Here is a 23,518-nt window from a genome sequence, read left to right on the forward strand (position 1 = left end):
GCGGAGGCTTTCCTTCTCACTGCGTGCCGCGGGCCTATGCCTTGCTTGTGAGTTTCGCTGGTCAGACCATACTATGCTCCAATCCAGCGGTTCCCAACTCTTTTGGGTTCTCCCACTCCTTAAGGGTTAGTTCTGTTATAACGTAGTGGCAATCTCCTCTTCATCGCGCCTGCGTGCAAACGTGTCGCTGGATCGTGTCGCAGAGGGATTGCAGGCCTCGCAGATCGCGATGATGTGCCGGTGATCCGTCCCGCAGCAGCCCCCCAGAATCCGCATTTGTGTCAACTCGTCGCGCAGGGCCCGGTAGCGGCGTCCAAGATCTTCCGGGTCTCCCGGGTCCAGTTCCGTGGCCGCATCAAGTTCGGCATGGCTCAAGCTGGAGGCGTTCGCTCGGATGCCTTTGATCCGCTCACGCCACGCGCCCGCACTCATGACCGTGCTCTCGAAATGTGTCGGATGGGCGCAGTTGATCATGTAATAGATCGGCCCTGATCCGGTCGTTGCATCCACTCTCCGAATGGCCTCCTCAAGCGTGTGGCCGGATGGCAGACGTCCGTCGGTCTCCAGGGTAAATGAAATCGCGACAGGCATCCCGTGGGCTTGCGCCGCGCGGACGATTCCGATGGCCTCCTCTGGATAGGTGAGCGTCATCGCGCTTACCATGTCCGCCGCCGTGTCGCGAAAGACCTCGATCTGAGGCGCATGATATTGCTCGGCTTCCCCGGCCGTCATGGTGGCGTCGGCTTTGTACCCGTCGCCGCGCGGCCCAAGAATGCCATTGATGATGATCGGCGTTCTCTCCGTCGCGTAGTCGTCCCGAAGCTCACAGGCGAACATGACCGACATGCGCTGAACTTCTGCGAGGTCCTGCAAGGAATAGCCGAGCCTAGCCCCCCAATCCGTGTTCGTGCGCCATGTGACGGTATCGAGAATGAAGCCGATGTTCCGCTTCTTGGCGGTTTCGAGATAAGGCTTGAAATAGCCTCTCAACGTCTTGCGCCCGCCTTCGCTCATCACGAGCGGGAAGGCAGCGAAGCAGGGAAGATCGATCCCATGATGAAAGACAAGGCTGGTTTCCAATCCGCCATCGGTCAGGAAGTCGCCGCCCGAGAGTTGCGGAAGGCTGGATCGATGCAGGGCCATGGTTCATCTCCCCTCTGTCCGAGGCCTGCATCTTGCGGGAGGAGGGTGCGTTCTTCTGTGAGATGGATCACACGGGAGGATGTGTGAGGGCGCTGGGATCATTGTCGGCGGGATGATACAGGCAGGATGGATGGAGCACGCGAATGCAGTTGCGGCTCAACTCGATCCATCCCAGCCGGCGCCAGCTCTGAAGCTGGCGGTTGACGCTCTCGCGCGTCGCTCCGACGAAGATGGCCAGTTCCTCCTGGCTCACATGCAGCTCATGGCCATAATCCTCGCTCAGCGCAACAAGGCGATGAGCGAGCCGGGCCTCCAGCGGCAACAAGGCCCTCTCCTCCATCTGCGCACTCATCCAGCGAATGCGCTCGCAGAGCAGCTCGATGATACGGATCGAGACCGAGGGACGCTGCTCGAGAAGGCCGAAGAAATCGCGCCGCAGAACCGTATAGAGCTCCGTCGGTTCGGCCGCGACCGCGTCGGCAGTGCGGGGACGGCCGTCAAGCAAGGCAACTTCGCCGAACACATCGCCCGGCCCAAGCAGATTCAGCGTCAGGCGCCTGCCCGAAGAACTGCTTGTCTCGATGCGGATCTGCCCACGCCGCACGGCATAGAGCGCGTCCCCCGGATCGCCTTTGAGAAAGAGCGTCTCGCCCGGATCGAGACGCCTGTGCACGCACAGGACCGCGATGGCTCTGATCGCTTCATCCCCGAGCCCCGCGAAGAAAGGGTTGGCCTTGAGCAGAAGCGCGAGGTTGTGCGGACCGGCCATGGCGACCCCTTTCGGCACTGGCGACGACGGCGACCACAATGTGACCTCGGTCACAGAAGGCGGAGCACAGAGGCCCTACCATCAAACCTGCCGATGATCAGCCGTCATAGGTTACCTTCATCGGCATCAGCGGGACCGCGGTCGGGTCCAATCTAGCATCAAACACGCTGGGAGGCATGCCATGATGCGGAATACCGCCTTCATCAGCGGCGTCGAGACCTCAGATGGCCGCTCGAATGCCCATGCCGCCATGGGGAACATCGTCCAGCTGGTCCGTTCCTTCAGAGCGCTCATGCAGAAAGCCATGGTGCGCGCGCGAAGCCGTCGGCAGCTGGCGCGACTTGATGGGCGGATGCTGCAGGACACCGGGCTTGAGCCATTCGATGTCTATTACGGCTGGCGAGGCTCTCCCCGCGCACGCCCGAGATTTCTCAGATTTCTTCCCAACGGTGAGTGAACATGAGCATCTACTCTCGCTATATCGGCCCAAAATTCGTCAGCTGTCTCTGTTCGATGGACGACATAACGGCAGAGCGCGAAAGGGTCATTCCTCTCGCAACAGGCGTGGTGCTTGAGATCGGCATGGGACCAGGGCTGAACCTGCCGTTTTATAATCCTCTCACCGTTACCAAGGTGATCGGGGTCGATCCGAACGATGCATTCCTGCATCTTGGCGAGACGCGGCATCGGAACAGCTGTGTTCCTCTGGAGGTCGTGCGGGCTCCCGCCGAGGCACTGCCCCTGGAGAATTACACCGTCGACACCGCGGTGATCACCTATACCTTGTGCTCGGTCGACGACCCTGACCGCGCGCTGAAGGAGGTGAGGCGTGTCCTCAAACCGGACGGCAAGGTTCTTTTCCTGGAGCATGGACTATCCCCCGAAGAGGACGTCGCGCGCTGGCAGCGCCGCCTGAATCCGATCTGGCGCTCGCTGGCGGTCGGCTGCAATCTCACGCGGCCCGTGACAGAGCTTCTTCAACGAGCCGGATTTTCCATCCAGGATATCGAGGAGTATTACCTCGGAGGAGCCCCGCGTGTGCTCGGCTTCCACTGCCGCGGAATCGCGCAGCTCTCTTGAAGGTGAGTGGAGGTGGAGCAAGCCGACATCCCGGCCAAGATGGGTAGCATGCCCTTCATCAAGGCACCGTTACCTGCTGCACCATCAATCATCGCATAGCAGGCCGCCGAAGCGGGCAGGGGACAATCAACCCACCAACATTTCTGGCCTCTCGTTGATGGGCAGGAGGTGACCGTGGCGCCCGATTGAAACGGAAGCAGGCCCCGCCACGCGGCCCTCCTTGAGAGCTGTGCCGGGCGAGGCCTGCTTCTTCTTCGACGTCGTACTCAGCCCCGATGACAACGAGGCGCACCGCGACTATTGTCATTTCGACATGGGCGCCTATCGGGCGTGCCGATGAGACGCATCTTGATCAGTTGAGGGCGTATGAAGGCGTGTCGCCCATCAGAGCAGCCCTGGCGGCCAGCAGCAGCGCCTCACCCAGCTCGCGTGCATGCTCGGCCGTCATGGCGACCGGCATCTGCCGGCGCACCCCCTGCTCGTACTCCTCCGGCGTGGTGGCCATCTCGATCACCATCATGGCGTCCCGCCCATCGAGCGTGCCAACGGAAAACGACGTGAGTGCGCAGATCAAGTCCATGTCGGGTTTCATTGTTTTGCCCCTACGGTACGAAACAGAATCTACCGCCTTCCGGCCCCTCTGTCTGCTCTCCGCCCAGAGAGTGGATTTTGTTGCATGGCCGAGAAATCAAATATACGCCCGAATAGGGTCAGCCGTGGGGCTGTGCACGCCAGATCCGCCATTGTCGACAACGGGCATGGGGCATCAGCGGAATGTCAAGGTCATGCCGGATGGCGTCCCATGCGAATCGACCTGTCAGGGAGCAAGGCCCCCTTTCAAGAGCGGCTTGAGCGACGTTGCCTTCATTCGGCTTGCAAGGTCGCCGATCTTTATTCGCTTTCACGGCGTATCAAAGTCCAGCTTAGCGCGTTGAGTGGAGGGCAGGGGGCCTCGATCGCGTCAACTGAGAAGAGGACGGAGGTCATAATGCTTCATCATTTCCGGTGGACTCTTGCAGTCATCTTTCTCGCTGGCGCTATTCTCGATCGAACGCCGGCCTTCGCCGAACCCCAGCTCGATGTCGCTCTCGTTCTCGCCGTAGACATATCCTCCTCCATGGAAGCGGAGGAGCAGGGTCTCCAGCGTGCGGGCTTTGCGGAAGCCTTTCGCTCCTCCCTGGTGCACGAGGCCATTCGGAATGGTGCAGCAGGCCGGATCGCCGTGACCTATGTCGAATGGTCTGGTGCCAAGGATCAAACCGTGCTCGTGCCCTGGACCGTGATCGACGGGTCGGCAAAAGCGAATGCCTTTGCCGACAGCCTCACCAGCAAACCGATCCGCCAAGCCGGCATGACATCGATTTCCGGTATGATCGACTTCAGCCGCAATCTCTTCATGCAGGTCGGTGGGATCTCCGCGCGTCGTGTGATCGATGTCTCGGGCGACGGACCGAACAACGACGGACGCAAGGTGGAGCTCGCGCGGGACGAGGCCGTCGCTGAGGGCATCGTCATCAACGGGTTGCCGATCATGTTCGGGCGGGCTCAGAACAGCCCGGAGATGGATGGGCTCGATGTCTATTACCGAGAGTGCGTGATCGGCGGCGCTGGCTCGTTCATGATCCCACTGCACGACCCCGAGCAGTTCGCAATGGCCATCCGGACCAAGATCATGCGTGAGATTGCTGGGAACACGGACGAGAAGCCGAAGGTCATTCCGGCGCAGTCACGCATGAACTGCGTGACCGGGGAGAAGAGAACGGACGATGGTCTCAGCGTTCAGAAGAACCCATGACGCCTTCAGCGCATGAGGCCCGCTGCTTTTAACGCCCGTGCGATCACGGCACCCAGTTCGGAGGGCGATGACGGCGCCTTCGTCCCGTGGTGGTTGCTATCGTTTCTCGCTTCGGAGTGAGCTTGGGAGTGAGAAGGACGATCTGCATCCAGCTTCGACGAAGCGCTTGATCGTCGGGGCGACACAACGCGTTCCGTGAGCCCCCAGAACTTCGCGATGTGATAGCTCGAAGAAATCCCGACCTCGAGCAGGAACGGACCCGGGACGCCATACTGGTCGTCGCCGTCCCCGGTGGCGAGCGGCGTGCCATGGGCCATGCCGCTGATGATGTATTCCTCGATTACATCCTCGCCAACATCGTTTGTCCAGACACGGCGCGGATAGCCGTCGACCATCTCACTCCGGCTGGGAGATGAGGCGATCCCGTGAACGTCCGTCCATTGCTTGATGATCTCGCCCGCATTCACGAGCTTCACGGTGGTGTCTGCGCTGCCATGCCAGACGGATACCTTGGGCCAGGGGCCTTGGTGCTGCGAGGCGTGGCGTACCAGGTCGCCCCATTCCCTCGCAGGTCGCGTATGCCCCTGGAACATGCATTCGAAGGCCTCCGAGACGCTGGTGGCGCATCGGTAGGGCAGACCCGCGATGATCGCTCCGCCTGCAAACACCTCCGGGTAGGTGGCCAGCATGGCGGCTGTCATGGCCCCGCCTGCCGACAACCCGGTGACGAAGACACGATCACGATCGATGCCGTGGTCACGGACGGCGCGCTCGACCATCTGCCGGATCGAGGCGACTTCCCCTCGTTCGCGCTCGATATGGCTGCTCTGGAACCAGTTGAAGCAGCGTTTGGGATTATTGGCCTCCTTCTGCTCGGGGAAGAGCACGACGAAACCATAGCGCTCGGCCAGGACCGACCATCCAGAGCCCAGATCGTATCCGGCCGCATTCTGGGTGCAGCCGTGGAGAACCACGACCAGAGCCGGAGAGGGGGGGAGTTCCGGCGGCACATAAGCAAACATGCGCAGATTGCCCGGATTGCTGCCGAACGTGCCGGTTTCGGTTAGGCGACTTGGAGACGCTTCCGACGGCTCGAGCGGTGCCGCGCTTGTGGCTGCGGCTTTCATCAATCCTTCCCAATGGCTCCGGTGGAGGGCCAATTGGCGGATCATGTTTCCCAGGCGCTGCATCGGGTTATCCTTCTGGTTCTAAGGAAGGGATAACGCCAGACCAGCGGCTCCGTTGCGATGCAAAAGTTTATATTGCAGCGCAGCATATTGGCCTCCCGCAGGAGAAGCCGATGAGACGCATCTTGATCAGTTGAGGGCGTATGAAGGCGTGTCGCCCATCAGAGCAGCCCTGGCGGCCAGCAGCAGCGCCTCACCCAGCTCGCGTGCATGCTCGGCCGTCATGGCGACCGGCATCTGCCGGCGCCCCCCCTGCTCGTACTCCTCCGGCGTGGTGGCCATCTCGATCACCATCATGGCGTCCCGCCCATCGAGCGTGCCAACGGAAAACGACGTGAGTGCGCAGATCAAGTCCATGTCGGGTTTCATTGTTTTGCCCCTACGGTACGAAACAGAATCTACCGCCTTCCGGCCCCTCTGTCTGCTCTCCGCCCAGAGAGTGGATTTTGTTACAGGGTTGGAAAGTAAGGGTAATCCGCCCTGGATATGGCGATTTGCAGCTTGAGCATTCTTGATGAGGATCAAGGCCGATCGCTTTGGGAGCTTCCAGGAGATGCCTGGGCTGCCATGGTGGAGGCGTCCCCCGTGAGGCGCGGGGTGAAGAGCAGCGTGGCCAAGGGACCGATGCGTCGCTCCTTGTCGAACTCGAAAATAGCAGCAGGCCGGAATGCTGGCGCATTCCGGCCTGTTTCGCATTGTCAGCGGCGCTTGTCGGTCGCGCGCTTCTTGTCTTTCGGGCGCTTGTGGTCTTTTGGGCCATTGTGCTCGCGAGGTTGTTTCTGCTCATGAGCGCGCTTGCCCTCTCGCGGAGATTTGCGCTCGGAAAAGTCACCTATGCCTTTCGGGCCTTTGGGCTTGGGACCGTCCCAGGACTTGCCATGCGGAGCATCGGCAGGCTCGATGCGAATGTCCTCATCATTGGCCTTGCGCACGGCGGCGGCGAATTTCGGCGCGTGAGATTTCGCGATCTGGAACTTCGATTCCCGGTCGAAGATCTTGATCGAGCCGATTTCCTTCTTGGTCACATGGCCGAGCCGGCAGATGATCGGCAGGAGCCAGCGCGGATCGGCGTTGTTGCGGCGCCCCACGCTCATGCGGAACCACACCATGTCCTCGGAGGAGCCGTAGGCACCATCCTCGGGGGCTCCGCGGCCTCGCTCCCGTCCACCACGGGCGCGCTCGTCCTGACGCTCGCGCTTGTCCTTGCGCTCGCGCGGACCGCGATCCGCACCGGGATCGAAGATCTCTTCGGGCGCCGGAAGGCGCGACCGGTGGAAGCGTGCGAGGGCATTGGCGATCTCCTCTGCCGATTTTTCGGCGAGAAGAACCTGCGCCATGGCGAGATCATCCTCGGTCGTCTCCTCCGAGAACATCGGATCCTGCATCAGGCGCTCACGGTCGAGCTTGCGGATGTCATCGGCCGAGGGCGGGCCGACCCAGGTCGCCTCGATGCCGGCCTGATCGATCAGGCGCTCGGCCTTGCGGCGGCGCGTATAGGGCACGAGCATCACGCACACGCCCTTGCGTCCGGCGCGGCCCGTGCGGCCGCTGCGATGCAGGAGCGTTTCATGGTCGTTGGGCAGGTCCACATGGATCACGAGGCCGAGATCCGGCAGGTCGATTCCACGCGCGGCGACGTCGGTGGCGACGCAGACGCGGGCGCGTCCGTCGCGCAGGGCCTGCAGCGCATGGCTGCGTTCGCTCTGGCTGAGCTCGCCCGAGAGGGCAACGGCCGCGAACCCGCGTTCGACGAGGCTCGCATGAAGATGCCTCACCGCCTCACGGGTGTGGCAGAACACCATCGCGCCCCGGCTCTCGTAAAAGCGCAGCACGTTCACGGTGGCGAGTTCGGTCTCGTTCGGCGCGCAGCGAACGGCGCGGTATTCAATGTCGCCGTGGGGCGCGTTTTCAACCAGGGTATCGATGCGATGCGCGTCGCGCTGATAGCGGCGGGCCAGGGCTACGATGTTCTTCGGCAGGGTTGCGGAGAACAGGAGCGTGCGGCGATCCTCGGGGGTGGCGTCGAGGATGAACTCCAGATCCTCGCGAAAGCCCAGGTCGAGCATCTCGTCGGCCTCATCGAGAACCACGACCTTCATTTTCGAGGTGTCGAGACGTCCGCGCTCCAGGTGGTCGCGCAGGCGGCCGGGCGTGCCGACCACGATATGGCAGCCGTCTTCGAGGGCGCGCTGCTCGCGGCGGACGTCCATGCCGCCGACGCAGGAGACGACCCGCGCACCCGCGGGGCCATAGAGCCAGATCAGCTCGCGGTTGACCTGGAGCGCCAGCTCGCGGGTCGGCGCGATGATGAGTGCCAGCGGCTCGCGAGGGGCGCCGAAGCGCTCCGCTTCGCCGAGAAGGGTCGAAGCCATGGCCAAGCCATAGGCAACCGTCTTGCCGGAGCCTGTCTGGGCGGAAACGAGAAGGTCACGGTCGAGGGCGTCCTGATCGAGGACGGCGGCCTGAACCGGGGTGGGTTCGAGATAGCCTCGGTCGGCAAGCGCACGCTCGAGGCTCGGATTGGTCTGGGGGAAGGGCATGGAAATAGGGGCTGAACCGGTTGGAGGGAGCTTTCCAAGCTCCGATAAGGATGATCAGCCGGAGGCGGCGCCGTCGTCTATCTCGTCGATCGACACCAGGAAAACGACATCGATGTTGATGTCGCCAGAGTCTTCGTCGTCTTCGACCTCGTCCTCATCCTCTTCGTCCAGAACTTCGTAGAACGCATCGATTTCGCCTTCGGATGCGGGTCTGGTTGTCAAGGCAGCTGAGCCGTCCCAAAGGAAGCGGCCCTCGCTCTTAAACGACTTCAGGTCATCTTTAAAGCTCTCGCTCAAAAAGAGTTCCTGGGCCTGCTCCTGGTTGGCATTGGTCACGGCAACCGCCTTGCCGGCAATCTCAAGGGTAACCATGATATATCCTTCGGCGCTCAAGCTAGCTCTGTTTGCTAACGCGCAGGAGACCATTTCGATCACTGCGGCCGGGCTGAGGCGTCACAAGGTGTAGCGCAGGGCCTCGCTGGCGGCCTGAAGCGACGGCAGGAAGCGCTCCTCCATCTCGGCGGCAGGCACGCGCGCGGCCTGGGCGCTGATGTTGAGGGCGATCGTCACCTGGCCGTCCTTCTGCACGAGCGGAACGGCAATGGAGCGAAGCCCGAGTTCCAGCTCCTCGTTGACGATTGCGTAGCCCTGCTGCCGGGTGGCTTCCAGCACGGCGCGGAGCCGCTCCTTATCTGTAATGGTCTTGGGCGTACGGGGCTCCAGGTTGACGCGCCTGAGGTAGGTCTCGACGGCTTCTGGCGAGTGAAACGCCAGGATCGCCCGGCCCAGGGAGGTGCAATAGGCCGGCAGGCGGCTTCCGACTCCTAACCCGATGGACATGATGCGCCGCGTGGCCGAGCGGGCGATATAGACGATGTCGTCGCCGTCGAGCACCGCCGCCGAGCTCGATTCGCCGGTCTCCTCCGATATTCGCTCCAGAAAGGGCTGCAGGCGCGTGGGAAGTGCCGTCGCGGAGAGATACGCATAGCCGAGCCTGAGAATACGTGGACTTAAGGAGAAGTAGCGGCCATCGAAATCCGCGTAATCGAGACGGGTGAGCGTGCGCAGATAGCGGCGTGCCGCCGCGCGGGTGATGCCTGTGATCTTGGCCACGTCGGACAGGGTCAGGCGAGGCCGGCTGGCATCGAATGCTTCGATCACCAGAAGACCCTTTTCGAGGCTCGCGACGAAATCGCGATCGTCGCTCCCCTGACTCCCGGTCTCATCAGACTGCATGCATCTCTCCAGAGATTGGCGGGTTCGACTCATGGCGTCTTGACACCGCGCCACGAAATCGTACTTCATGTTCGATATAGTAATCAATGTTCGCAAAGCGCACAAATTGATCGCCTAAGCCATAAACCGCGGTCCGTCGCAGAGATCGTGGGCTCACAGGGAGGAAACGAAGATGACACGAGGCAAGAGAATACTCGGTGCAGCGGTCGGCGCATTGCTGATCGGCTCCGCCGCCGCATACGCCGACACGGTCAAGGTCGGCATCATCGGTCCGTTCTCGGGTCCGTTCGCCCTGCAGGGCAAGAATTTCCAGGCCGGCGTGGAAGCCTATATGGCGCTGAACGGGAAATCCGTAAAAGGCCACGACATCGAGGTCATCTACCGCGATCTTCCTGCCGCCAACCCCGCGCAGTCGCGGGCGCTCGCGCAGGAACTCGTGGTGAAGGAGAAGGTGCAGTATCTCGGCGGCGTCTATTTCACCCCCGACGCCATGGCGATCACGCCCCTGCTCGCGCAGGCCAATACGCCCCTCGTCATCTTCAACGCGGCTACGTCGGCGATCATGAACACCTCGCCGCTCGTGGTTCGCACGTCGTTCACGACGGCGCAGACCACGAATCCGCTCGGGAAGATCGCGTCCGACGAGGGCGTGAAGAAGGCGATTACGGTCGTCAGCGACTACGGCCCGGGCGTCGATGCCGAGAATGCGTTCAAGAAGGCGTTCGAGGCCGCCGGCGGTCAGGTGGTCGAAGCCATCCGCATGCCGATGAACACCACGGATTTCAGCCCGATCATGCAGCGCGTGCGCGATTCCGGCGCGGCCGGCGTGTTCGCGTTCCTGCCCTCCGGCCCGCCCACTCTGGGCTTCGTGAAGGCTTTCAACGAGACGGGGCTCAAGAAAGCGGGCATCAAATTCTACGCACCCGGCGACCTGACCCAGGAATCCGACCTGCCGGCTCTCGGCGAGGCGGCGGAAGGCCTCAAGACCGGGTTCCACTACTCGGTCGCGCATGACAGCCCGGAGAACAAAAAGTTCGTGGAAGCTGCGACCAAGGCCATCGGCTCGGCGGACCAGCTCTCCTTCCCGGCGGTCGGCGCCTATGACGGCATGCACGTCATCTACAAGATGATCGAAGCCACCGACGGCAAGCAGGATGCAAAGAAGGCCGTGGATGCCGTGAAGGGCCTGTCCTGGACGAGTCCCCGCGGGCCGGTCCGCATTGAGCCCGAGACGCGCCACATCACGCAGAACATCTATCTGCGCGAGGTCGCCAAGGGCGCGGACGGAAAGTACATCAACAAGGAAATCCAGACCTTCCCGGATCAGAAGGATCCCGGTCTCGCCACCCAGTAAGACCATGCGAGCAGCGCGGACGCCGGCCTGTGGCCATGGCGTCCGCCACTCTCTTCATCCAGTTCCGAACGAGCAAGCGGAAGGGTTCCATGCAGACCATTCTCAGCATTGCCATCGACGCCCTGGCGTTCGGCATGGTGCTGTTCATCATCTGCATCGGCCTGTCTCTCACGATGGGCCTGATGCGGGTGGTGAATCTTGCGCACGGCGCTTTCGCGATGATCGCGGGCTATATCGCCTCCTACGCGGCGCGCGATCTCGGGCTCGGGTATGCGGCCGGGATCTTTCTTGCGATCATCGGCACGATCGTGATCTCGGTCCCGCTCGAGCGCTTCCTCTATAGGCGGATCTATGGAAGTCCCGAACTGACCCAGGTGCTGATGACCATTGGCCTCACCTTCTGCGTCATCGGCATCACCAACTATTTCTTCGGTCCGACCCTGAAGACCATTCCTCTTCCGCAGGCTCTGAGCCAGCCGGTCGATGTGGGCTTCCGTACCATCGCGGCGCACCGGTTGTTCGTGATCGCCTGCGGTGCCGTCGTGGCCGGCGGCCTGTGGTATCTGATCGAGCGGACGGATTTCGGCATCAAGCTGCGGGCCACCGTCGACAATGCCGCCATGAGCGATGCGCTCGGTGTGCGCACGCAGGTGGTCTATGCCATCAGCTTCGCGATCGCCATCGGGCTTGCCGCTCTCGGAGGCGTGGTCGGCGCTGAGTTTTTGCCCATCGAACCTTATTATGCCCTGCGCTACATGGTCACTTTCCTGGTGGTCGTCTCCGTCGGTGGCGCAGGCTCCATTCCGGGCGCGCTCATCGCATGTCTCGTGCTCGGGCTGGTGGATACGACAGGGCGATATCTGATGCCCGAATTCGGCAACTTCTTCTTCTACGCCGCCGTGATCCTGATCGTCTGTCTGTTCCCGCGCGGCTTCCTCGGAAGGGCTCAGTAACGTGCACATCATCGCTCATGAGGGGACGGTAGCAGCAAGACCGAAGGCGAGGAGTCGTTGGTGGCGTGACGCCGCCGGGATCGCTCTGATCGCGGCCTGCGGCGCGGCAGGCTTTTGGCTGTTCCCGGACAATCTCGCGCTGCTCACACGGATCGTCGCGGTGGCTCTGCTGGTCCTATCGATCGATCTCATCGTCGGCTATTGCGGCGTTGCGACTCTCGGGCAGGCGGCCCTTTTCGGAGCCGGCGCCTACGCGGCGGGCATCGCCTGCGTGAACGGCGTGACGGAGCCCATGACGCTGATCGCCATCGGGGCGGCGGCCGGCGCCGTGGCCGGTCTGCTCATGGGCGCCATCATGCTGCGGGCGCACGGCCTGGCCCAGCTCGTTCTCTCCATCGCTATCGTGCAGCTGTTCCACGAAGCCGCCAACAAGGCGTCCGCCTATACCGGCGGCAGCGATGGTTTGGCGGGCCTGATGGTAAGCCCGCTCTTCGGCCTCTTCGAGTTCGATCTCTGGGGGCGCACGGCCTATCTCATGGGGCTCGCGCTTCTCCTGCTCGTCTTCATCGCGCTCAAGTTCGTCGTGGCGTCTCCCTTCGGAATGCTGTGCCGTGGTATCAAGCAGGATCCGATCCGCATCCGCGCCATGGGCGCGTTCGTGTTTCCGGTTCTGCTGAAGATGTTCGTGATCTCGGGAGCCGTCGCGGGGATGGGCGGTGCCCTGGCGGCCATCTCGACCCAGGTTGTCGGCCTCGACAGCGTGAGCTTCGAACTCTCGGCGAACGCGCTCGTCATGCTGGTGCTCGGCGGCCTCGGCACGCTCTATGGCGCCCTGGTCGGTACCGTGATCTTCATGGGTTTCGAGCATGTGGTGTCCGCCTTCAACCCGTTCCACTGGATGACGATGGTGGGCGCATTGCTGATTGCGGTGGTGCTGGCGGCGCCCGGCGGCTTGAGCAGTCTGATGGAAAAGGTGTCCGCCTCGAAAGGGAGGAGTTCATGAGCGCGCTCTTCCAGGTCGAGAACCTGTCCAAGTCCTTCGGCGGTCTGGCCGTCAGCCGCGACATATCCCTGTCGATGCCGGCGGGCGAGCGGCTGGCGCTCATCGGACCCAACGGAGCCGGCAAGACGACCTTCGTCAACCTCGTGACGGGCCAGCTCAAGCCCAGCGCCGGGCGCGTCCTGTTGAACGGACAGGATATCACGCAGCTGGGCGCCGTCCGTCGGGTCCGCAAGGGCTTGGTGCGCACGTTTCAGGTGACGCGCCTTTTCTCAGACCTCACGCCTGAGGAACATGTCACCCTGGCCGTGCTGCAGCGGGAAGGGAAAGCCACGCGGATCCTGAGCAGATTTCACGGGAACTCCCATGTCGCGGACGAGGTGAACGGCATTCTCGCCACGCTCGGGCTGCATGAGGTCGCGCGCCGCAAAGTGGGGCAGATCGCCTATGGTCAGCAGCGCCTGTTGGAGATCGCCATTGCGCTTGCCCTCAAGCCGAAGGTGCTTCTGCTCGACGAGCCGGCCGCCGGCGTGCCTTCCGCCGATACGCCGCGGATCGAGCAGGCTCTGGAGCGCCTTCCGCCGAGCCTCGCCGTGCTCATGATCGAGCATGACATGGACCTCGTATTCCGCTTCGCCAAGCGTGTGGTCGTGCTTGCGGCGGGGGAGATCATCTTCGAAGGATTGCCGTCCGAAGTGGCTGCCGATCCGCGCGTGCGCGAAGCTTACCTGGGGAATTATGCCAATGCCCGCAGCATCGCTTGACGTCAAAAGCCTGAGTGCAGGCTACGGGCCCACAATCGTGCTGGAAGACGTGTCGTTCTCCGTGCGCGCCGGAGCGCGTCTGTCGATTCTCGGCCGTAACGGGATGGGCAAGACCACGCTGCTGTCGAGTCTCATGGGAATGAATCGGCGCTACGGCGGGGAAATCCTGGTCGACGGCAAGGATCTGGCGTCGCTGAAGAGCTCGGAACGCGCCCGTCAGGGCATCGGGCTCGTGCCGCAGACACGCGACATCTTCCGTTCGCTCACGGTGGAGGAGAACCTGATCGTCGGGATCAAGGGACGTCCGCGCAGCGTCATCCAAGAGGCCTATGACATGTTTCCCCGCCTGTACGAGCGTCGGAACAACCTCGGTTGGCAATTGTCGGGAGGCGAGCAGCAGATGCTCTCCACGGCCCGCACGATCCTGGGCCGGCCCTCCGTGCTTCTGCTCGACGAGCCGCTCGAAGGCCTGGCTCCCGTCATCTGCGAGGAGCTGATGGCAGCCTTCACGCGCCTGGCCTCAAGCGGCGAGATGACGATTCTGCTCGTGGAGCAGCGCCTGGAGAGCGCCCTCGATTTTGCCGAGTCGGTGCTGATCCTGGAAAGGGGCCGCATCGTCTGGCAGGGTGCGAGCGAAGCCCTGCGGGCCGATCACAACCTGATCGAGCATTATATCGGTGTCGGATCGCTGCATTGAGAGGTGGGCATGGCATTCATTCGCGCAAACGGCATCGTTCTTCACTATCGGATCACCGGAAAACCCGGTGCGCCCGTCCTTGTGTTCAACAACTCGCTCGGGAGCGATTTCCGCATCTGGCAGGAGGTCGCGCCTGCCTTTGCGGACCGATTTCGCATCGTGCTTTACGATAAGCGCGGACATGGTCTCTCGGACGCGCCGCCCGCGCCTTACACCCTGGACGAGCACACGGAGGATCTTCTCGCGCTGCTCGATCAGCTTGGGATCGGCAGCGCCGCTCTCCTTGGCCTGTCCGTCGGCGGCATGATCGCGCAATGTGCGGCCGTCCGGGCTCCCGAGCGCGTGACGGCGCTCGTTCTGTGCTGCACGGCAGCCAAGATCGGAACGCCTCAGCTCTGGGCGGAACGGATCGCCGCCGTCGAGAACGGCGGGATCGAGCCGATCGCGGAGAACGTTCTGCAGCGCTGGTTCACGCCGGATTTTCGTGAAACACGCAAGGATGAGCTGACAGGCTGGCGCAACATGCTGGTGCGTATTCCAGCCCACGGCTACGCCGGAACCTGCGCGGCCATTCGTGACGCGGACCTGACGTCCGACGCGGAACGCATCGAGGCGCCGACCTTCTGCGTGGCCGGCGATCAGGATGGCTCGACGCCGCCCGATGTCGTGCGCGGCACCTCAGACCTCATCCCGGGCGCGGAATTCGAGGTGATCGACGGATGCGGGCACATCCCCTGCGTCGAGAAGCCTGCGGTTCTCACTCATCTGATTCAGAAACATCTTCGGGAGGCCGGTCTTGTCTGACAGGCACGAGAGCGAACGCTACAAGGCCGGCATGACGGTCCGCCGACAGGTGCTCGGCGACGCGCATGTGGACCGCGCAACTGCGCAGATGGCGGATTTCGATGCCGACTTCCAGACTTTCATCACGGAAGGGGCTTGGGGTTCGGTATGGTCGCGCCCGCATTTCACCAAACGCGAGCGATCCATCGTCACCATCGCGCTGCTCGCGGCTTTGGGGCATGACGAGGAGGTCGCCATGCATGTGCGCGCCACGCGCAATACCGGAGCGACCAAAGAGGACATCCGCGAGGCTCTCATGCATGTGGCGGTCTATGCAGGCGTGCCTGCCGCCAATCATGCCTTCAAGATCGTGAAGAGAGCCTATGACGAAATGGAAAAGGCTTAAGAGCAAGAACAGCGGCTTCGTCAGGGAGGGCAGCCATGTCGGATCAGGGATCATTCTACCAGCGCGACAGGAACTGGCACCCGCCGGCCTTCGCGCCGCAATACAAGACCACCATCCTGCGCTCCCCGCAATATCCGCTCCTGTCGCTTGACAATACACTCTCGGAGATGACCGGGCCTGTGTTCGGACACGACAAGCTCGGGCCGCTCGACAACGATCTGATCCGCAATTTCGCCAAGACCGGCGACCCCATCGGCCAGCGCATCGTCGTCTATGGCCGCGTGCTCGACGAAAATGCCCGTCCCGTCCCCGGCGCTCTCCTCGAGTTCTGGCAGGCCAATGCGGGTGGCCGCTACCGGCACAAGAAGGAGACCTATCTCGCGGCCATCGATCCGAACTTCGGCGGCTGCGGGCGCACGATCACGGATGAGGAGGGACGATACTGGTTCCGCACCATCAAGCCCGGCGCCTATCCCTGGCCGAACGGCGTCAACGACTGGCGGCCTGCACACATCCATTTCTCGGTCTTCGGTCAGGCCTTCGCGCAGCGCCTCATCACCCAGATGTATTTCGAAGGCGATCCGATGATCTGGCAATGTCCCATCGTTTCGACCATTCCCGACAAGGTGGCCGTTGAGCAGTTGATCGCTGCGCTCGATCGGGACAACACGCTTCCGATGGATGCGCTCGCCTACAAATTCGACATCGTCCTGCGCGGCCGCCGCTCGACGATGTTCGAGAACCGCATGGAGGGTAACTGATGGTCCAGAAGCTCGAACGCTTGAAGGAATCTCCCTCCCAGACCGCAGGGCCCTACGTCCATATCGGAGCCACGCCGAATTGGGTCGAGATCACCGGAGTATGGAACGAAGACCTCGGCCTGATCCTGGTCGGACCCGAGACGAAGGGCGAGCGCATCATCGTGAAGGGGCGCATCTTCGACGGCAGCGGCACGCCTTTGAAGGATGCCCTCGTCGAGATCTGGCAGGCGGACGCGGAGGGACTCTACAACAGCCCTCAGGAGAAACGCGGCCAGGCCGATCCGCATTTCACCGGATGGGGACGCCAGCCCACGGACGGCGTGACGGGCGAGTTCAAGTTCGAGACGATCAAGCCTGGCCGTGTGCCCTACAAGGACGGTCGGCTCATGGCGCCGCACATCACGTTCTGGATCGTGGCGCGGGGCATCAATATCGGGCTGCACACGCGCATGTATTTCGGCGACGAAGCGGCTGCCAACGCGGAATGCCCCGTGCTGGCGCGCATCGAGCACAAGGTTCGTGTTGCGACCCTCGTCGCATCGCGCAGCGAGGAAAACGGCCTGCCCACCTACACCTTCGACATCCATCTGCAGGGTGAGAAGGAAACCGTGTTTTTCGATATCTGATTGGATCCAGCATGGCGAAGTTTCAGAGCCTTCAGGAGGCTGTCAGGGATAATCTCCGCGATGGCGACATTGTCGCCTTCGAGGGATTCACCCATCTTATTCCACATGCCGCAGCCCACGAGGCGATCCGCCAGGGGCGCAAGGATCTTACGCTGATCCGCATGACCCCCGACATCATCTATGATCAGATGATCGGCATGGGCCTCGTGAAGAAGGTTGTCTTTTCCTACGCGGGCAACCCCGGCGTCGGCCTGCTGCGCCGCATGCGCGACGCCATCGAGAACGGCTGGCCGCGGGCCATCGAGACGGTGGAGCACAGCCATGCCGCCATGGCGAACGCCTACGAGGCCGGAGCGTCCGGTCTGCCATGCGCGGTCTTTCGCGGCTATCGCGGCGCCGGCCTGAAGGACGTGAATCCCGAAATCCGCAGCGTCACATGTCCGTTCACGGGCGAGGAGCTGGCCGCCGTTCCGGCCCACCGGCCGGACGTCGCGTTCATCCATGCGCAAAAGGCCAGCAGCCGTGGCGACGTGCTCATCGAGGGCATCATCGGCGTGCAGAAGGAAGCGGTGCTCGCGTCCAAGCGCGCTGTCGTGACCGTCGAGGAGATCGTCAATGACTTCGACGATCTTCACCCGAACCTCTGCGTGCTGCCTCACTGGACGATCACGTCCATCGTCCATGTGCCCGGTGGCGCGCACCCGTCGTACACACACGGATATTACGAGCGCGACAACGCGGCCTATCTCGAATGGGACAAGGTCTCCGCGGATCGCGATCTGTTCATGCAATGGATGAAGACGAACGTTCTTGAAGCGGGCCCGGAGGCCTTCGCAGAACGTGTGAAAGGGCTGTGACCATGGCGACGATCACCGACTTCACCCCCAACGAAATGATGACGATTGCGGCCTCCCGCGCCCTGTCGAATGACGATGTGTGTTTCGTCGGCATCGGCGCGCCTTCGGCGGCCTGCAACGTGGCGCGGCTCACCCATGCGCCGGACATCACCCTGATCTATGAAAGCGGAACCATCGGCACGGCGCCCAACGTCCTGCCGCTCTCCATCGGGGACGGGGAGTTGTGCGAGACCGCGCTCACCACCGTTTCGGTGCCCGAGATGTTCCGCTACTGGCTGCAGGGCGGACGAATCTCCATCGGGTTTCTGGGCGCCGCCCAGCTCGACCGTTTCGGCAACATCAATACCACGGTGATCGGCGACTATCACAAGCCCAAGGTGCGCCTGCCGGGCGGCGGCGGCGCGCCGGAGATCGCCACCTCCTGCAAGGAGGTCTTCATCACCATGAAGCAGGCGACGCGCGGCATGGTGGAGACAATCGACTTCTACACCTCCTTCGGCCACGGGGACGGCGGCGACCACCGCCAGCGCCTCGGCATCACGACGAAGGGGCCGACGCTCCTGATCACCGATCTGGCGCTCTGGAAGCCGGATCCGGAAACCAAGGAATTCACCGTCATATCCATGCATCCGGGCGTCACCCGGGAGCAGGTGCAGGATACCTGCGGATGGAAGGTGCGCTTTTCCGAGCGTGTGGAAGAAACGCCGCCGCCGACCGAGCTCGAGCTCACCACGCTGCGTGAGCTCCAGGCACGCACCGAGCGCGCCCATGGCGGCAAGAAGGGGAGATGACCATGCGCGAGGCTTACATCTGCGCTTATGTGCGCACGCCGATCGGCCGCTACGGCGGGGCTCTGTCGGGCGTGCGCGCCGACGATCTCGCGGCCGTTCCGCTCAAGGCGCTCCTCGAACGGCATTCGCAGATCGACTTCGAGGCCGTCGATGACGTGATCTACGGCTGCGCCAACCAAGCCGGCGAGGACAACCGCAACGTCGCCCGCATGGCCCTGCTGCTGGCGGGGCTGCCCGGCTCCGTGCCCGGCACCACCATCAACCGCCTGTGCGGCTCGGGCATGGATGCGGTGATCACGGCAGCGCGCGCCATCAAGGCTGGCGAGGCCGAGCTGATGATCGCCGGCGGCGTCGAGTCCATGTCACGCGCGCCTTTCGTCATGCCCAAGGCGGAAACGGCGTTCTCGCGTACGGCCGAGATTCATGACACCACCATCGGCTGGCGCTTCGTCAACCCGCTGATGAAGGCCCAGTACGGCGTCGATTCCATGCCCGAGACGGGTGAGAACGTGGCCGAGGAATTCCGCGTCTCGCGTGCGGATCAGGACGCCTTCGCGCTGCGCTCGCAGCAGAAGGCGGCCGCCGCGCAGGCGAGCGGTCGCTTGGCGCGTGAGATCGTCCCGGTGACGATCCCCAGGCGCAAGGGCGAATCCGTGATCGTCGACCGCGACGAGCATCCGCGCGCCGACACCACCCTGGAGCAACTGGCCAAACTGCCAACTCCGTTCCGCCGGGACGGCACGGTTACGGCCGGCAATGCGTCGGGTGTCAACGATGGGGCTGCGGCGCTCATCATCGCCTCCGAAGAGGCGATGCGCCGCTATGGCCTCGAACCCCTGGCGCGCGTGCTTGGCGGGGCGGCCGCGGGCGTGCCGCCTCGGATCATGGGCATCGGCCCGGTGCCGGCCGCGCGCAAGCTGTGCGCTCGGCTCGGGCTCAAACCCTCGGACTTCGACGTGGTGGAGCTGAACGAAGCGTTCGCCAGCCAGGGGATTGCGGTGCTGCGCGAGCTCGGGATCGCGGAGGATGCCGGGCACGTGAACCCGAATGGCGGCGCGATCGCTCTCGGCCATCCGCTCGGCATGTCGGGAGCGCGGATCACGGGGACCGCTGCGCTGGAGCTGACGATTACGGGGGGGAAGCGTGCGCTCGCCACCATGTGTGTTGGCGTCGGCCAGGGCATCGCCGTCGCCCTCGAAGCCGTGTGACCATCGAGGAGCTTCGTCATGCAGGCGCATCCCCATCCCTTGCTGCAGTCTCTCGTCGGCGACGAGACGGTAGGGGCATTCTTTTCCAACGAGGCCGAACTCTCGGCCTCGTTGGAGACGGAGGCCGCGCTTGCCCGGGCGCAGGCGGAGGCCGGGATGATCGGGAAGGAGGCCGCGCAGACAATCGCCGAGATCTGCCGCAGCTTCCAGCCGGACTGGAGCAAGCTGGCGGACGGTCTCGCGCAGGATGGCGTGATCGTTCCCGCATTGGTCAAGCAATTGCGGGCGGCGGTCGGCGAGCCGCACGGAAAGGCCGTTCATCTCGGCGCAACGAGCCAGGACATCATCGACACGGCGCTTGTCCTTCGCCTGAAAAGCATCGTCGAGATCCTCGACCGCCGCGTGGATGACCTCATCTCTGCTCTCCGGGATCTACGGGTGCGGGATGGCGCGGTGCAGCTCATGGCTCACACGCGCATGCAGCAGGCCTTGCCGTTCACGGCCGCCGACAAGATCGACACCTGGCTGCGGCCGCTGGAGCGCCATGCCGAAAGCCTGGAGAACCTCGCCCCGCGTCTTCTGGTGGTGCAGCTGGGCGGGCCCGTCGGAACACGTGCAGAAATGAAAGGACATGGCGACGCGGTCGCCGAGGCCATGGCGGGGATCCTCGGTCTCGGCTACGGCCCGCCCTGGCATTCGCAGCGGGACCGGATCGGCGAATTCGCCGCCTTTCTCTCGCTCCTATCCGGCACGCTCGGGAAGATCGGACAGGATCTGGCCCTGATGGCGCAGAACGAGGTGGGAGAGGTCCGCCTCGCATCGGGCGGCGGATCGTCCGCCATGCCGCACAAGTCCAACCCGGTCCAGGCGGAGGTGCTGATCGCGCTCGCCCGCTACAATGCCGGGCTGCTCGGCACGCTCCATCAGGCTCTCGTGCATGAGAACGAGCGTTCGGGCGCCGCGTGGACGCTGGAATGGCTCGTGCTGCCCCAGATGGTGACGGCAACGGCGACTGGATTGAACAGGGCGCAGGCGCTCGTGCAGAGCATGACTTTCCTGCCGGCCTCGGCCGGCGATCGTTAGGCGTCCCCGACGATGACCGTCACGCTGCCGCTTCCACCGCAATCGGGGCAAGGCTTCTGGTTCACTCTGCCGGAGCCGCTGCAGGTGGGGCAGATGTTCTCAGCCGTCTGCTTGCTGCCTGGGGCGTCCTCGTCGCCCGGGTTCTTCCTGTCTCCATCGGCCATCGCATCGTCTCCTTCTGCAGGTGAACGTCGCTGACGGCCGGAGGTTCGTCGTACGGGGCGGGTCGGGCAGGGCGGCCGACACCAACAATCGGAGCGTCGCGCACGACGCTATATGTGAGGAAACGAGAATGCGCACCAAGGTTGCGATCATCGGCGCAGGCCCCGCAGGGCTCCTGCTCGGGCAGCTCCTGCACAGGCAAGGCGTCGAGACGATCATCATCGAAAGGCGCAGCCGGGACTATGTGCTCGGCCGCATCCGCGCAGGCGTTCTGGAGCAGGGAACCGTCGACCTGCTGGAACGAGCCGGCGTCAGCGAGAGGATGCACGCCGAAGGCTTGGTGCATGATGGCGTCGAGTTCTGCTTCGATGGGGACAGGCACCGCTTCAACTTCCGGGAGCTGATCGGCCGCACCGTGATGGTTTATGGCCAGACGGAGGTCACCCGCGATCTGATGCAGGCCCGCGACGCCTCGGGAGAGCTTTCCTTCTACGAGGCGGACGATGTCACGATCCATGATTTCGACACGGACAAGCCGAAGGTCCGTTTCGTACAGGATGGGGCCGCGCGGGAGATCGTGTGCGATTTCATCGCCGGGTGCGACGGCTTCCATGGCGTGTGCCGCGCCAGCGTGCCGGCCGGGTCGCTGACCACGTTCGAGCGCGTGTATCCGTTCGGCTGGCTCGGGATCCTGGTCGACCGCCCGCCGGTGGCGGATGAGCTGATCTATGCTCATCACGAGCGGGGCTTCGCCCTCTGCTCCATGCGCTCGCCCACCCGCAGTCGCTATTATGTTCAGGTTCCTTCCGGCGAGAAGGTCGAGGATTGGTCCGATGACCGCTTCTGGGACGAACTCCGCCGGCGCGTGGACGAGGAGACCGCCGACAGGCTGGTGACCGGCCCTTCCATCGAGAAATCGATCGCGCCACTGCGGAGCTTCGTGGCCGAGCCTCTGCGGTTCGGCCGCCTGTTTCTGGCAGGAGACGCCGCCCATATCGTGCCTCCCACGGGAGCCAAGGGGCTGAATCTGGCCGCCAGCGATGTGGGTGCCCTGGCCGAAGCCCTGACCGAATTCTATCACGAGCGGTCGCCCGCAGGCATCGATGGATACTCGGCGCGTGTGCTCGCCCGCGTCTGGAAGGCCGAGCGCTTTTCCTGGTGGATGACCTCCATTCTCCATGTCTTCCCGGGCACGGACGCGTTCGGACGAAGGATCCAGAGGGCGGAGTTCGATTACCTGGTAGGTTCGGAAGCCGCCTCGAAATCGCTGGCGGAGAACTATACCGGCCTTCCCATATAGGCTCACCAGGATGTGAACAGCGTGTAAGACCAGTATGGACAGGTGGCGACCAATATGAGACCAGTTAGGGGTGACCCTGACTGCTCCCGATCTCCGCCTCCGGTCCCTGTACGGGCGATCTTCGCCGGGCTCCCGCATCAACGAGGATGGGCTGGGACTGCTCGGCCATTCCGCCTGGATCATCGACGGGGCTACAGGCCTCTCGATTGAGCAGCTGACCAAGGGCGGCAGCGATGCGGCTTGGCTTGCCCGTGCAATCAACGAAATCCTGGAGGAGCAGGCAGCCACGGGAAGCTCAGGTGCGATGCTTCTCCACCAGTTGGAAGCGGACCTGCGCCTGGCCTTCGAGGCGGCGACCACCCATCTTCCTGGCCGTCATGCCCACCATGCTCCCTCCGCCTGTCTCGGCCTGATCCAGGTCCGGCAGGCAGGCGCCGGGCGCGTGAGGGCCGAGGGGACCTTCCTCGGGGATGTGGTCGCCCTGGTGCCCTCGGAGCGGGGCGTAGCCCGCTGGACCGATGAGCGGGCGAAGCCCTTCGAGAGGAAGACGCTTGCGGCACTCAATCCCGAGGCCCATGAGCCCGAGGCCCATGAGCCGGGCCGGCTGCCGGAGGCTGTCCGCCGTCAGATTCTGGAGAATCGCACCAAGCTCAACCAGCCGGACGGCTACTGGGTCGTGAGCCCGTCCCTGCCTTTCGCCGGGTGCGCGTTGAGGTTTGAGGCACAGGTGGAACTTGGTGCGCCGATCGTTCTCGCCACGGATGGTTTCATGCGCCTCGTTGACGTTTTTCGAGCCTATACGGATCATTCCCTCCATGCTGCCTTGGCCGCGGGCAGAGGGGACGTTCTCATGGACGAATTGCGGGCGCTGGAACGGGATGACCTCCTGTCCCGGGCGTATCCGCGTGTTAAGACGCACGACGACGCGACCGTGCTCGTCATCGCGGCCCAGACAGGCGGCTAGAGACTCCGAAGGGCAGATCGAACGGCTGTCCGCCGGAGGGAGGATCAAGGACTTCAACG

At 63.5% G+C, this 23,518-nt stretch carries 28 protein-coding genes; 19 read left to right on the plus strand and 9 right to left on the minus strand.

Annotation, left to right across the window (positions count from 1 at the left end):
• Positions 1 to 135: 135 nt before the first annotated feature.
• Together E4K09_RS09075 and E4K09_RS09080 are read right to left on the minus strand one after the other, a co-directional pair.
• Positions 136 to 1,143, minus strand: a complete 1,008-nt coding sequence (locus tag E4K09_RS09075) for a homocysteine S-methyltransferase family protein (protein WP_134496418.1) — start codon at positions 1,141 to 1,143, stop codon at positions 136 to 138.
• Between the two features lie 67 nt (positions 1,144 to 1,210).
• On the minus strand, positions 1,211 to 1,912 hold the full coding sequence (locus tag E4K09_RS09080) for a Crp/Fnr family transcriptional regulator (RefSeq protein WP_134496419.1): 702 nt from the start codon (positions 1,910 to 1,912) through the stop codon (positions 1,211 to 1,213).
• A 181-nt stretch (positions 1,913 to 2,093) separates the two neighbouring features.
• Between E4K09_RS09080 and E4K09_RS09085 the strand changes: the two genes are divergently transcribed.
• From E4K09_RS09085 to E4K09_RS31015, 3 genes are all read left to right on the plus strand, one after another.
• Complete coding sequence (locus E4K09_RS09085; RefSeq protein WP_134496420.1) at positions 2,094 to 2,369, plus strand: YjiS-like domain-containing protein; 276 nt, start codon at positions 2,094 to 2,096, stop codon at positions 2,367 to 2,369.
• Positions 2,370 to 2,371: 2 nt separating this feature from the next.
• Positions 2,372 to 2,992, plus strand: coding sequence for a class I SAM-dependent methyltransferase (locus E4K09_RS09090; RefSeq protein WP_134496421.1), 621 nt, complete (start codon positions 2,372 to 2,374; stop codon positions 2,990 to 2,992).
• A 184-nt stretch (positions 2,993 to 3,176) separates the two neighbouring features.
• Complete coding sequence (locus tag E4K09_RS31015) at positions 3,177 to 3,332, plus strand: extensin family protein (RefSeq protein WP_134496607.1); 156 nt, start codon at positions 3,177 to 3,179, stop codon at positions 3,330 to 3,332.
• A 12-nt stretch (positions 3,333 to 3,344) separates the two neighbouring features.
• Here E4K09_RS31015 and E4K09_RS09100 read toward each other — a convergent pair whose 3' ends face one another.
• A complete protein-coding gene (locus E4K09_RS09100) occupies positions 3,345 to 3,572 on the minus strand; it encodes a hypothetical protein (protein ID WP_134496422.1) in 228 nt (75 codons plus the stop codon).
• 408 nt (positions 3,573 to 3,980) lie between these two features.
• Between E4K09_RS09100 and E4K09_RS09105 the strand changes: the two genes are divergently transcribed.
• A complete protein-coding gene (locus tag E4K09_RS09105) occupies positions 3,981 to 4,787 on the plus strand; it encodes a DUF1194 domain-containing protein (RefSeq protein WP_134496423.1) in 807 nt (268 codons plus the stop codon).
• 5 nt (positions 4,788 to 4,792) lie between these two features.
• Here the strand turns inward: E4K09_RS09105 and E4K09_RS09110 are convergent, their stop codons facing one another.
• The 5 genes from E4K09_RS09110 to E4K09_RS09130 all read right to left on the minus strand — a co-directional run bounded on the left by E4K09_RS09110 (position 4,793) and on the right by E4K09_RS09130 (position 9,750).
• On the minus strand, positions 4,793 to 5,977 hold the full coding sequence (locus E4K09_RS09110) for an extracellular catalytic domain type 1 short-chain-length polyhydroxyalkanoate depolymerase (RefSeq protein WP_134496424.1): 1,185 nt from the start codon (positions 5,975 to 5,977) through the stop codon (positions 4,793 to 4,795).
• 126 nt (positions 5,978 to 6,103) lie between these two features.
• Positions 6,104 to 6,331: a hypothetical protein gene (locus E4K09_RS09115; RefSeq protein WP_134496425.1), complete on the minus strand. Its 228-nt coding sequence runs from the start codon at positions 6,329 to 6,331 to the stop codon at positions 6,104 to 6,106.
• 341 nt (positions 6,332 to 6,672) lie between these two features.
• Positions 6,673 to 8,514, minus strand: a complete 1,842-nt coding sequence (locus E4K09_RS09120; RefSeq protein WP_134496426.1) for a DEAD/DEAH box helicase — start codon at positions 8,512 to 8,514, stop codon at positions 6,673 to 6,675.
• A gap of 54 nt (positions 8,515 to 8,568) precedes the next feature.
• Positions 8,569 to 8,886 (minus strand): hypothetical protein, encoded by a 318-nt coding sequence (locus tag E4K09_RS09125; protein WP_134496427.1) that lies wholly within the window; start codon positions 8,884 to 8,886, stop codon positions 8,569 to 8,571.
• Positions 8,887 to 8,967: 81 nt separating this feature from the next.
• Positions 8,968 to 9,750 carry an IclR family transcriptional regulator domain-containing protein gene (locus tag E4K09_RS09130; protein ID WP_134496428.1) on the minus strand — a complete coding sequence of 261 codons (783 nt, stop codon included), beginning with the start codon at positions 9,748 to 9,750 and terminating at the stop codon, positions 8,968 to 8,970.
• Positions 9,751 to 9,922: 172 nt separating this feature from the next.
• On the opposite strand from E4K09_RS09130, the gene E4K09_RS09135 reads away from it, so the two are divergent.
• The 13 genes from E4K09_RS09135 to E4K09_RS09195 all read left to right on the plus strand — a co-directional run bounded on the left by E4K09_RS09135 (position 9,923) and on the right by E4K09_RS09195 (position 21,033).
• Positions 9,923 to 11,104 (plus strand): ABC transporter substrate-binding protein, encoded by a 1,182-nt coding sequence (locus E4K09_RS09135; RefSeq protein WP_134496429.1) that lies wholly within the window; start codon positions 9,923 to 9,925, stop codon positions 11,102 to 11,104.
• Between the two features lie 89 nt (positions 11,105 to 11,193).
• Positions 11,194 to 12,057 carry a branched-chain amino acid ABC transporter permease gene (locus tag E4K09_RS09140; RefSeq protein WP_134496430.1) on the plus strand — a complete coding sequence of 288 codons (864 nt, stop codon included), beginning with the start codon at positions 11,194 to 11,196 and terminating at the stop codon, positions 12,055 to 12,057.
• Between the two features lies 1 nt (position 12,058).
• On the plus strand, positions 12,059 to 13,060 hold the full coding sequence (locus E4K09_RS09145) for a branched-chain amino acid ABC transporter permease (RefSeq protein WP_134496431.1): 1,002 nt from the start codon (positions 12,059 to 12,061) through the stop codon (positions 13,058 to 13,060).
• The gene (locus E4K09_RS09150; protein ID WP_134496432.1) at positions 13,057 to 13,821 is read left to right on the plus strand and encodes an ABC transporter ATP-binding protein; all 765 of its coding nucleotides are present in this window, start codon (positions 13,057 to 13,059) and stop codon (positions 13,819 to 13,821) included. The genes E4K09_RS09145 and E4K09_RS09150 overlap by 4 nt, the downstream gene beginning before the upstream one ends.
• Positions 13,802 to 14,518: an ABC transporter ATP-binding protein gene (locus E4K09_RS09155; protein ID WP_134496433.1), complete on the plus strand. Its 717-nt coding sequence runs from the start codon at positions 13,802 to 13,804 to the stop codon at positions 14,516 to 14,518. The genes E4K09_RS09150 and E4K09_RS09155 overlap by 20 nt, the downstream gene beginning before the upstream one ends.
• 9 nt (positions 14,519 to 14,527) lie before the next feature.
• A complete protein-coding gene (pcaD, locus tag E4K09_RS09160) occupies positions 14,528 to 15,322 on the plus strand; it encodes a 3-oxoadipate enol-lactonase (RefSeq protein ID WP_134496434.1) in 795 nt (264 codons plus the stop codon).
• A 31-nt stretch (positions 15,323 to 15,353) separates the two neighbouring features.
• Entirely contained in the window at positions 15,354 to 15,707 is a 354-nt protein-coding gene (gene pcaC / locus E4K09_RS09165; protein WP_425293833.1) for a 4-carboxymuconolactone decarboxylase, read from the plus strand.
• A 35-nt stretch (positions 15,708 to 15,742) separates the two neighbouring features.
• A complete protein-coding gene (gene pcaH / locus E4K09_RS09170) occupies positions 15,743 to 16,468 on the plus strand; it encodes a protocatechuate 3,4-dioxygenase subunit beta (RefSeq protein ID WP_134496436.1) in 726 nt (241 codons plus the stop codon).
• On the plus strand, positions 16,468 to 17,094 hold the full coding sequence (pcaG, locus tag E4K09_RS09175) for a protocatechuate 3,4-dioxygenase subunit alpha (protein ID WP_134496437.1): 627 nt from the start codon (positions 16,468 to 16,470) through the stop codon (positions 17,092 to 17,094). Before pcaH ends, pcaG begins: the two co-directional genes overlap by 1 nt.
• 11 nt (positions 17,095 to 17,105) lie before the next feature.
• Positions 17,106 to 17,951 carry a CoA transferase subunit A gene (locus E4K09_RS09180; RefSeq protein ID WP_134496438.1) on the plus strand — a complete coding sequence of 282 codons (846 nt, stop codon included), beginning with the start codon at positions 17,106 to 17,108 and terminating at the stop codon, positions 17,949 to 17,951.
• Between the two features lie 2 nt (positions 17,952 to 17,953).
• Positions 17,954 to 18,742, plus strand: a complete 789-nt coding sequence (locus E4K09_RS09185) for a CoA-transferase subunit beta (protein ID WP_134496439.1) — start codon at positions 17,954 to 17,956, stop codon at positions 18,740 to 18,742.
• Positions 18,743 to 18,744: 2 nt separating this feature from the next.
• Entirely contained in the window at positions 18,745 to 19,950 is a 1,206-nt protein-coding gene (gene pcaF, locus E4K09_RS09190) for a 3-oxoadipyl-CoA thiolase (RefSeq protein WP_134496440.1), read from the plus strand.
• Between the two features lie 18 nt (positions 19,951 to 19,968).
• Positions 19,969 to 21,033: a 3-carboxy-cis,cis-muconate cycloisomerase gene (locus E4K09_RS09195; protein ID WP_134496441.1), complete on the plus strand. Its 1,065-nt coding sequence runs from the start codon at positions 19,969 to 19,971 to the stop codon at positions 21,031 to 21,033.
• Here E4K09_RS09195 and E4K09_RS28960 read toward each other — a convergent pair.
• Entirely contained in the window at positions 21,030 to 21,197 is a 168-nt protein-coding gene (locus E4K09_RS28960; protein ID WP_166802231.1) for a hypothetical protein, read from the minus strand. The two genes, E4K09_RS09195 and E4K09_RS28960, sit on opposite strands and share 4 nt — an antisense overlap.
• 128 nt (positions 21,198 to 21,325) lie before the next feature.
• Between E4K09_RS28960 and pobA the strand changes: the two genes are divergently transcribed.
• Together pobA and E4K09_RS09205 are read left to right on the plus strand one after the other, a co-directional pair.
• Positions 21,326 to 22,495, plus strand: a complete 1,170-nt coding sequence (pobA, locus tag E4K09_RS09200) for a 4-hydroxybenzoate 3-monooxygenase (protein WP_134496442.1) — start codon at positions 21,326 to 21,328, stop codon at positions 22,493 to 22,495.
• A gap of 70 nt (positions 22,496 to 22,565) precedes the next feature.
• Complete coding sequence (locus E4K09_RS09205) at positions 22,566 to 23,459, plus strand: hypothetical protein (protein ID WP_134496443.1); 894 nt, start codon at positions 22,566 to 22,568, stop codon at positions 23,457 to 23,459.
• The last annotated feature ends 59 nt before the right edge of the window (positions 23,460 to 23,518 follow it).

The organism is Microvirga pakistanensis (assembly GCF_004458765.1).
GTDB classification, from domain to species: Bacteria; Pseudomonadota; Alphaproteobacteria; order Rhizobiales; family Beijerinckiaceae; genus Microvirga; species Microvirga pakistanensis.

What these genes read in the sequence shown, in the direction of transcription:
- E4K09_RS09075 (WP_134496418.1), bottom strand. Translation starts at nt 1,143, where the DNA reads ATGGCCCTGCATCGATCCAGCCTTCCGCAACTCTCGGGCGGCGACTTC.
- E4K09_RS09080 (WP_134496419.1), bottom strand. Translation starts at nt 1,912, where the DNA reads ATGGCCGGTCCGCACAACCTCGCGCTTCTGCTCAAGGCCAACCCTTTC.
- E4K09_RS09085 (WP_134496420.1), top strand. Translation starts at nt 2,094, where the DNA reads ATGATGCGGAATACCGCCTTCATCAGCGGCGTCGAGACCTCAGATGGC.
- E4K09_RS09090 (WP_134496421.1), top strand. Translation starts at nt 2,372, where the DNA reads ATGAGCATCTACTCTCGCTATATCGGCCCAAAATTCGTCAGCTGTCTC.
- E4K09_RS09100 (WP_134496422.1), bottom strand. Translation starts at nt 3,572, where the DNA reads ATGGACTTGATCTGCGCACTCACGTCGTTTTCCGTTGGCACGCTCGAT.
- E4K09_RS09105 (WP_134496423.1), top strand. Translation starts at nt 3,981, where the DNA reads ATGCTTCATCATTTCCGGTGGACTCTTGCAGTCATCTTTCTCGCTGGC.
- E4K09_RS09110 (WP_134496424.1), bottom strand. Translation starts at nt 5,977, where the DNA reads ATGCAGCGCCTGGGAAACATGATCCGCCAATTGGCCCTCCACCGGAGC.
- E4K09_RS09115 (WP_134496425.1), bottom strand. Translation starts at nt 6,331, where the DNA reads ATGGACTTGATCTGCGCACTCACGTCGTTTTCCGTTGGCACGCTCGAT.
- E4K09_RS09120 (WP_134496426.1), bottom strand. Translation starts at nt 8,514, where the DNA reads ATGCCCTTCCCCCAGACCAATCCGAGCCTCGAGCGTGCGCTTGCCGAC.
- E4K09_RS09125 (WP_134496427.1), bottom strand. Translation starts at nt 8,886, where the DNA reads ATGGTTACCCTTGAGATTGCCGGCAAGGCGGTTGCCGTGACCAATGCC.
- E4K09_RS09130 (WP_134496428.1), bottom strand. Translation starts at nt 9,750, where the DNA reads ATGCAGTCTGATGAGACCGGGAGTCAGGGGAGCGACGATCGCGATTTC.
- E4K09_RS09135 (WP_134496429.1), top strand. Translation starts at nt 9,923, where the DNA reads ATGACACGAGGCAAGAGAATACTCGGTGCAGCGGTCGGCGCATTGCTG.
- E4K09_RS09140 (WP_134496430.1), top strand. Translation starts at nt 11,194, where the DNA reads ATGCAGACCATTCTCAGCATTGCCATCGACGCCCTGGCGTTCGGCATG.
- E4K09_RS09150 (WP_134496432.1), top strand. Translation starts at nt 13,057, where the DNA reads ATGAGCGCGCTCTTCCAGGTCGAGAACCTGTCCAAGTCCTTCGGCGGT.
- E4K09_RS09155 (WP_134496433.1), top strand. Translation starts at nt 13,802, where the DNA reads ATGCCCGCAGCATCGCTTGACGTCAAAAGCCTGAGTGCAGGCTACGGG.
- pcaD (WP_134496434.1), top strand. Translation starts at nt 14,528, where the DNA reads ATGGCATTCATTCGCGCAAACGGCATCGTTCTTCACTATCGGATCACC.
- pcaC (WP_425293833.1), top strand. Translation starts at nt 15,354, where the DNA reads ATGACGGTCCGCCGACAGGTGCTCGGCGACGCGCATGTGGACCGCGCA.
- pcaH (WP_134496436.1), top strand. Translation starts at nt 15,743, where the DNA reads ATGTCGGATCAGGGATCATTCTACCAGCGCGACAGGAACTGGCACCCG.
- pcaG (WP_134496437.1), top strand. Translation starts at nt 16,468, where the DNA reads ATGGTCCAGAAGCTCGAACGCTTGAAGGAATCTCCCTCCCAGACCGCA.
- E4K09_RS09180 (WP_134496438.1), top strand. Translation starts at nt 17,106, where the DNA reads ATGGCGAAGTTTCAGAGCCTTCAGGAGGCTGTCAGGGATAATCTCCGC.
- E4K09_RS09185 (WP_134496439.1), top strand. Translation starts at nt 17,954, where the DNA reads ATGGCGACGATCACCGACTTCACCCCCAACGAAATGATGACGATTGCG.
- pcaF (WP_134496440.1), top strand. Translation starts at nt 18,745, where the DNA reads ATGCGCGAGGCTTACATCTGCGCTTATGTGCGCACGCCGATCGGCCGC.
- E4K09_RS09195 (WP_134496441.1), top strand. Translation starts at nt 19,969, where the DNA reads ATGCAGGCGCATCCCCATCCCTTGCTGCAGTCTCTCGTCGGCGACGAG.
- E4K09_RS28960 (WP_166802231.1), bottom strand. Translation starts at nt 21,197, where the DNA reads ATGGCCGATGGAGACAGGAAGAACCCGGGCGACGAGGACGCCCCAGGC.
- pobA (WP_134496442.1), top strand. Translation starts at nt 21,326, where the DNA reads ATGCGCACCAAGGTTGCGATCATCGGCGCAGGCCCCGCAGGGCTCCTG.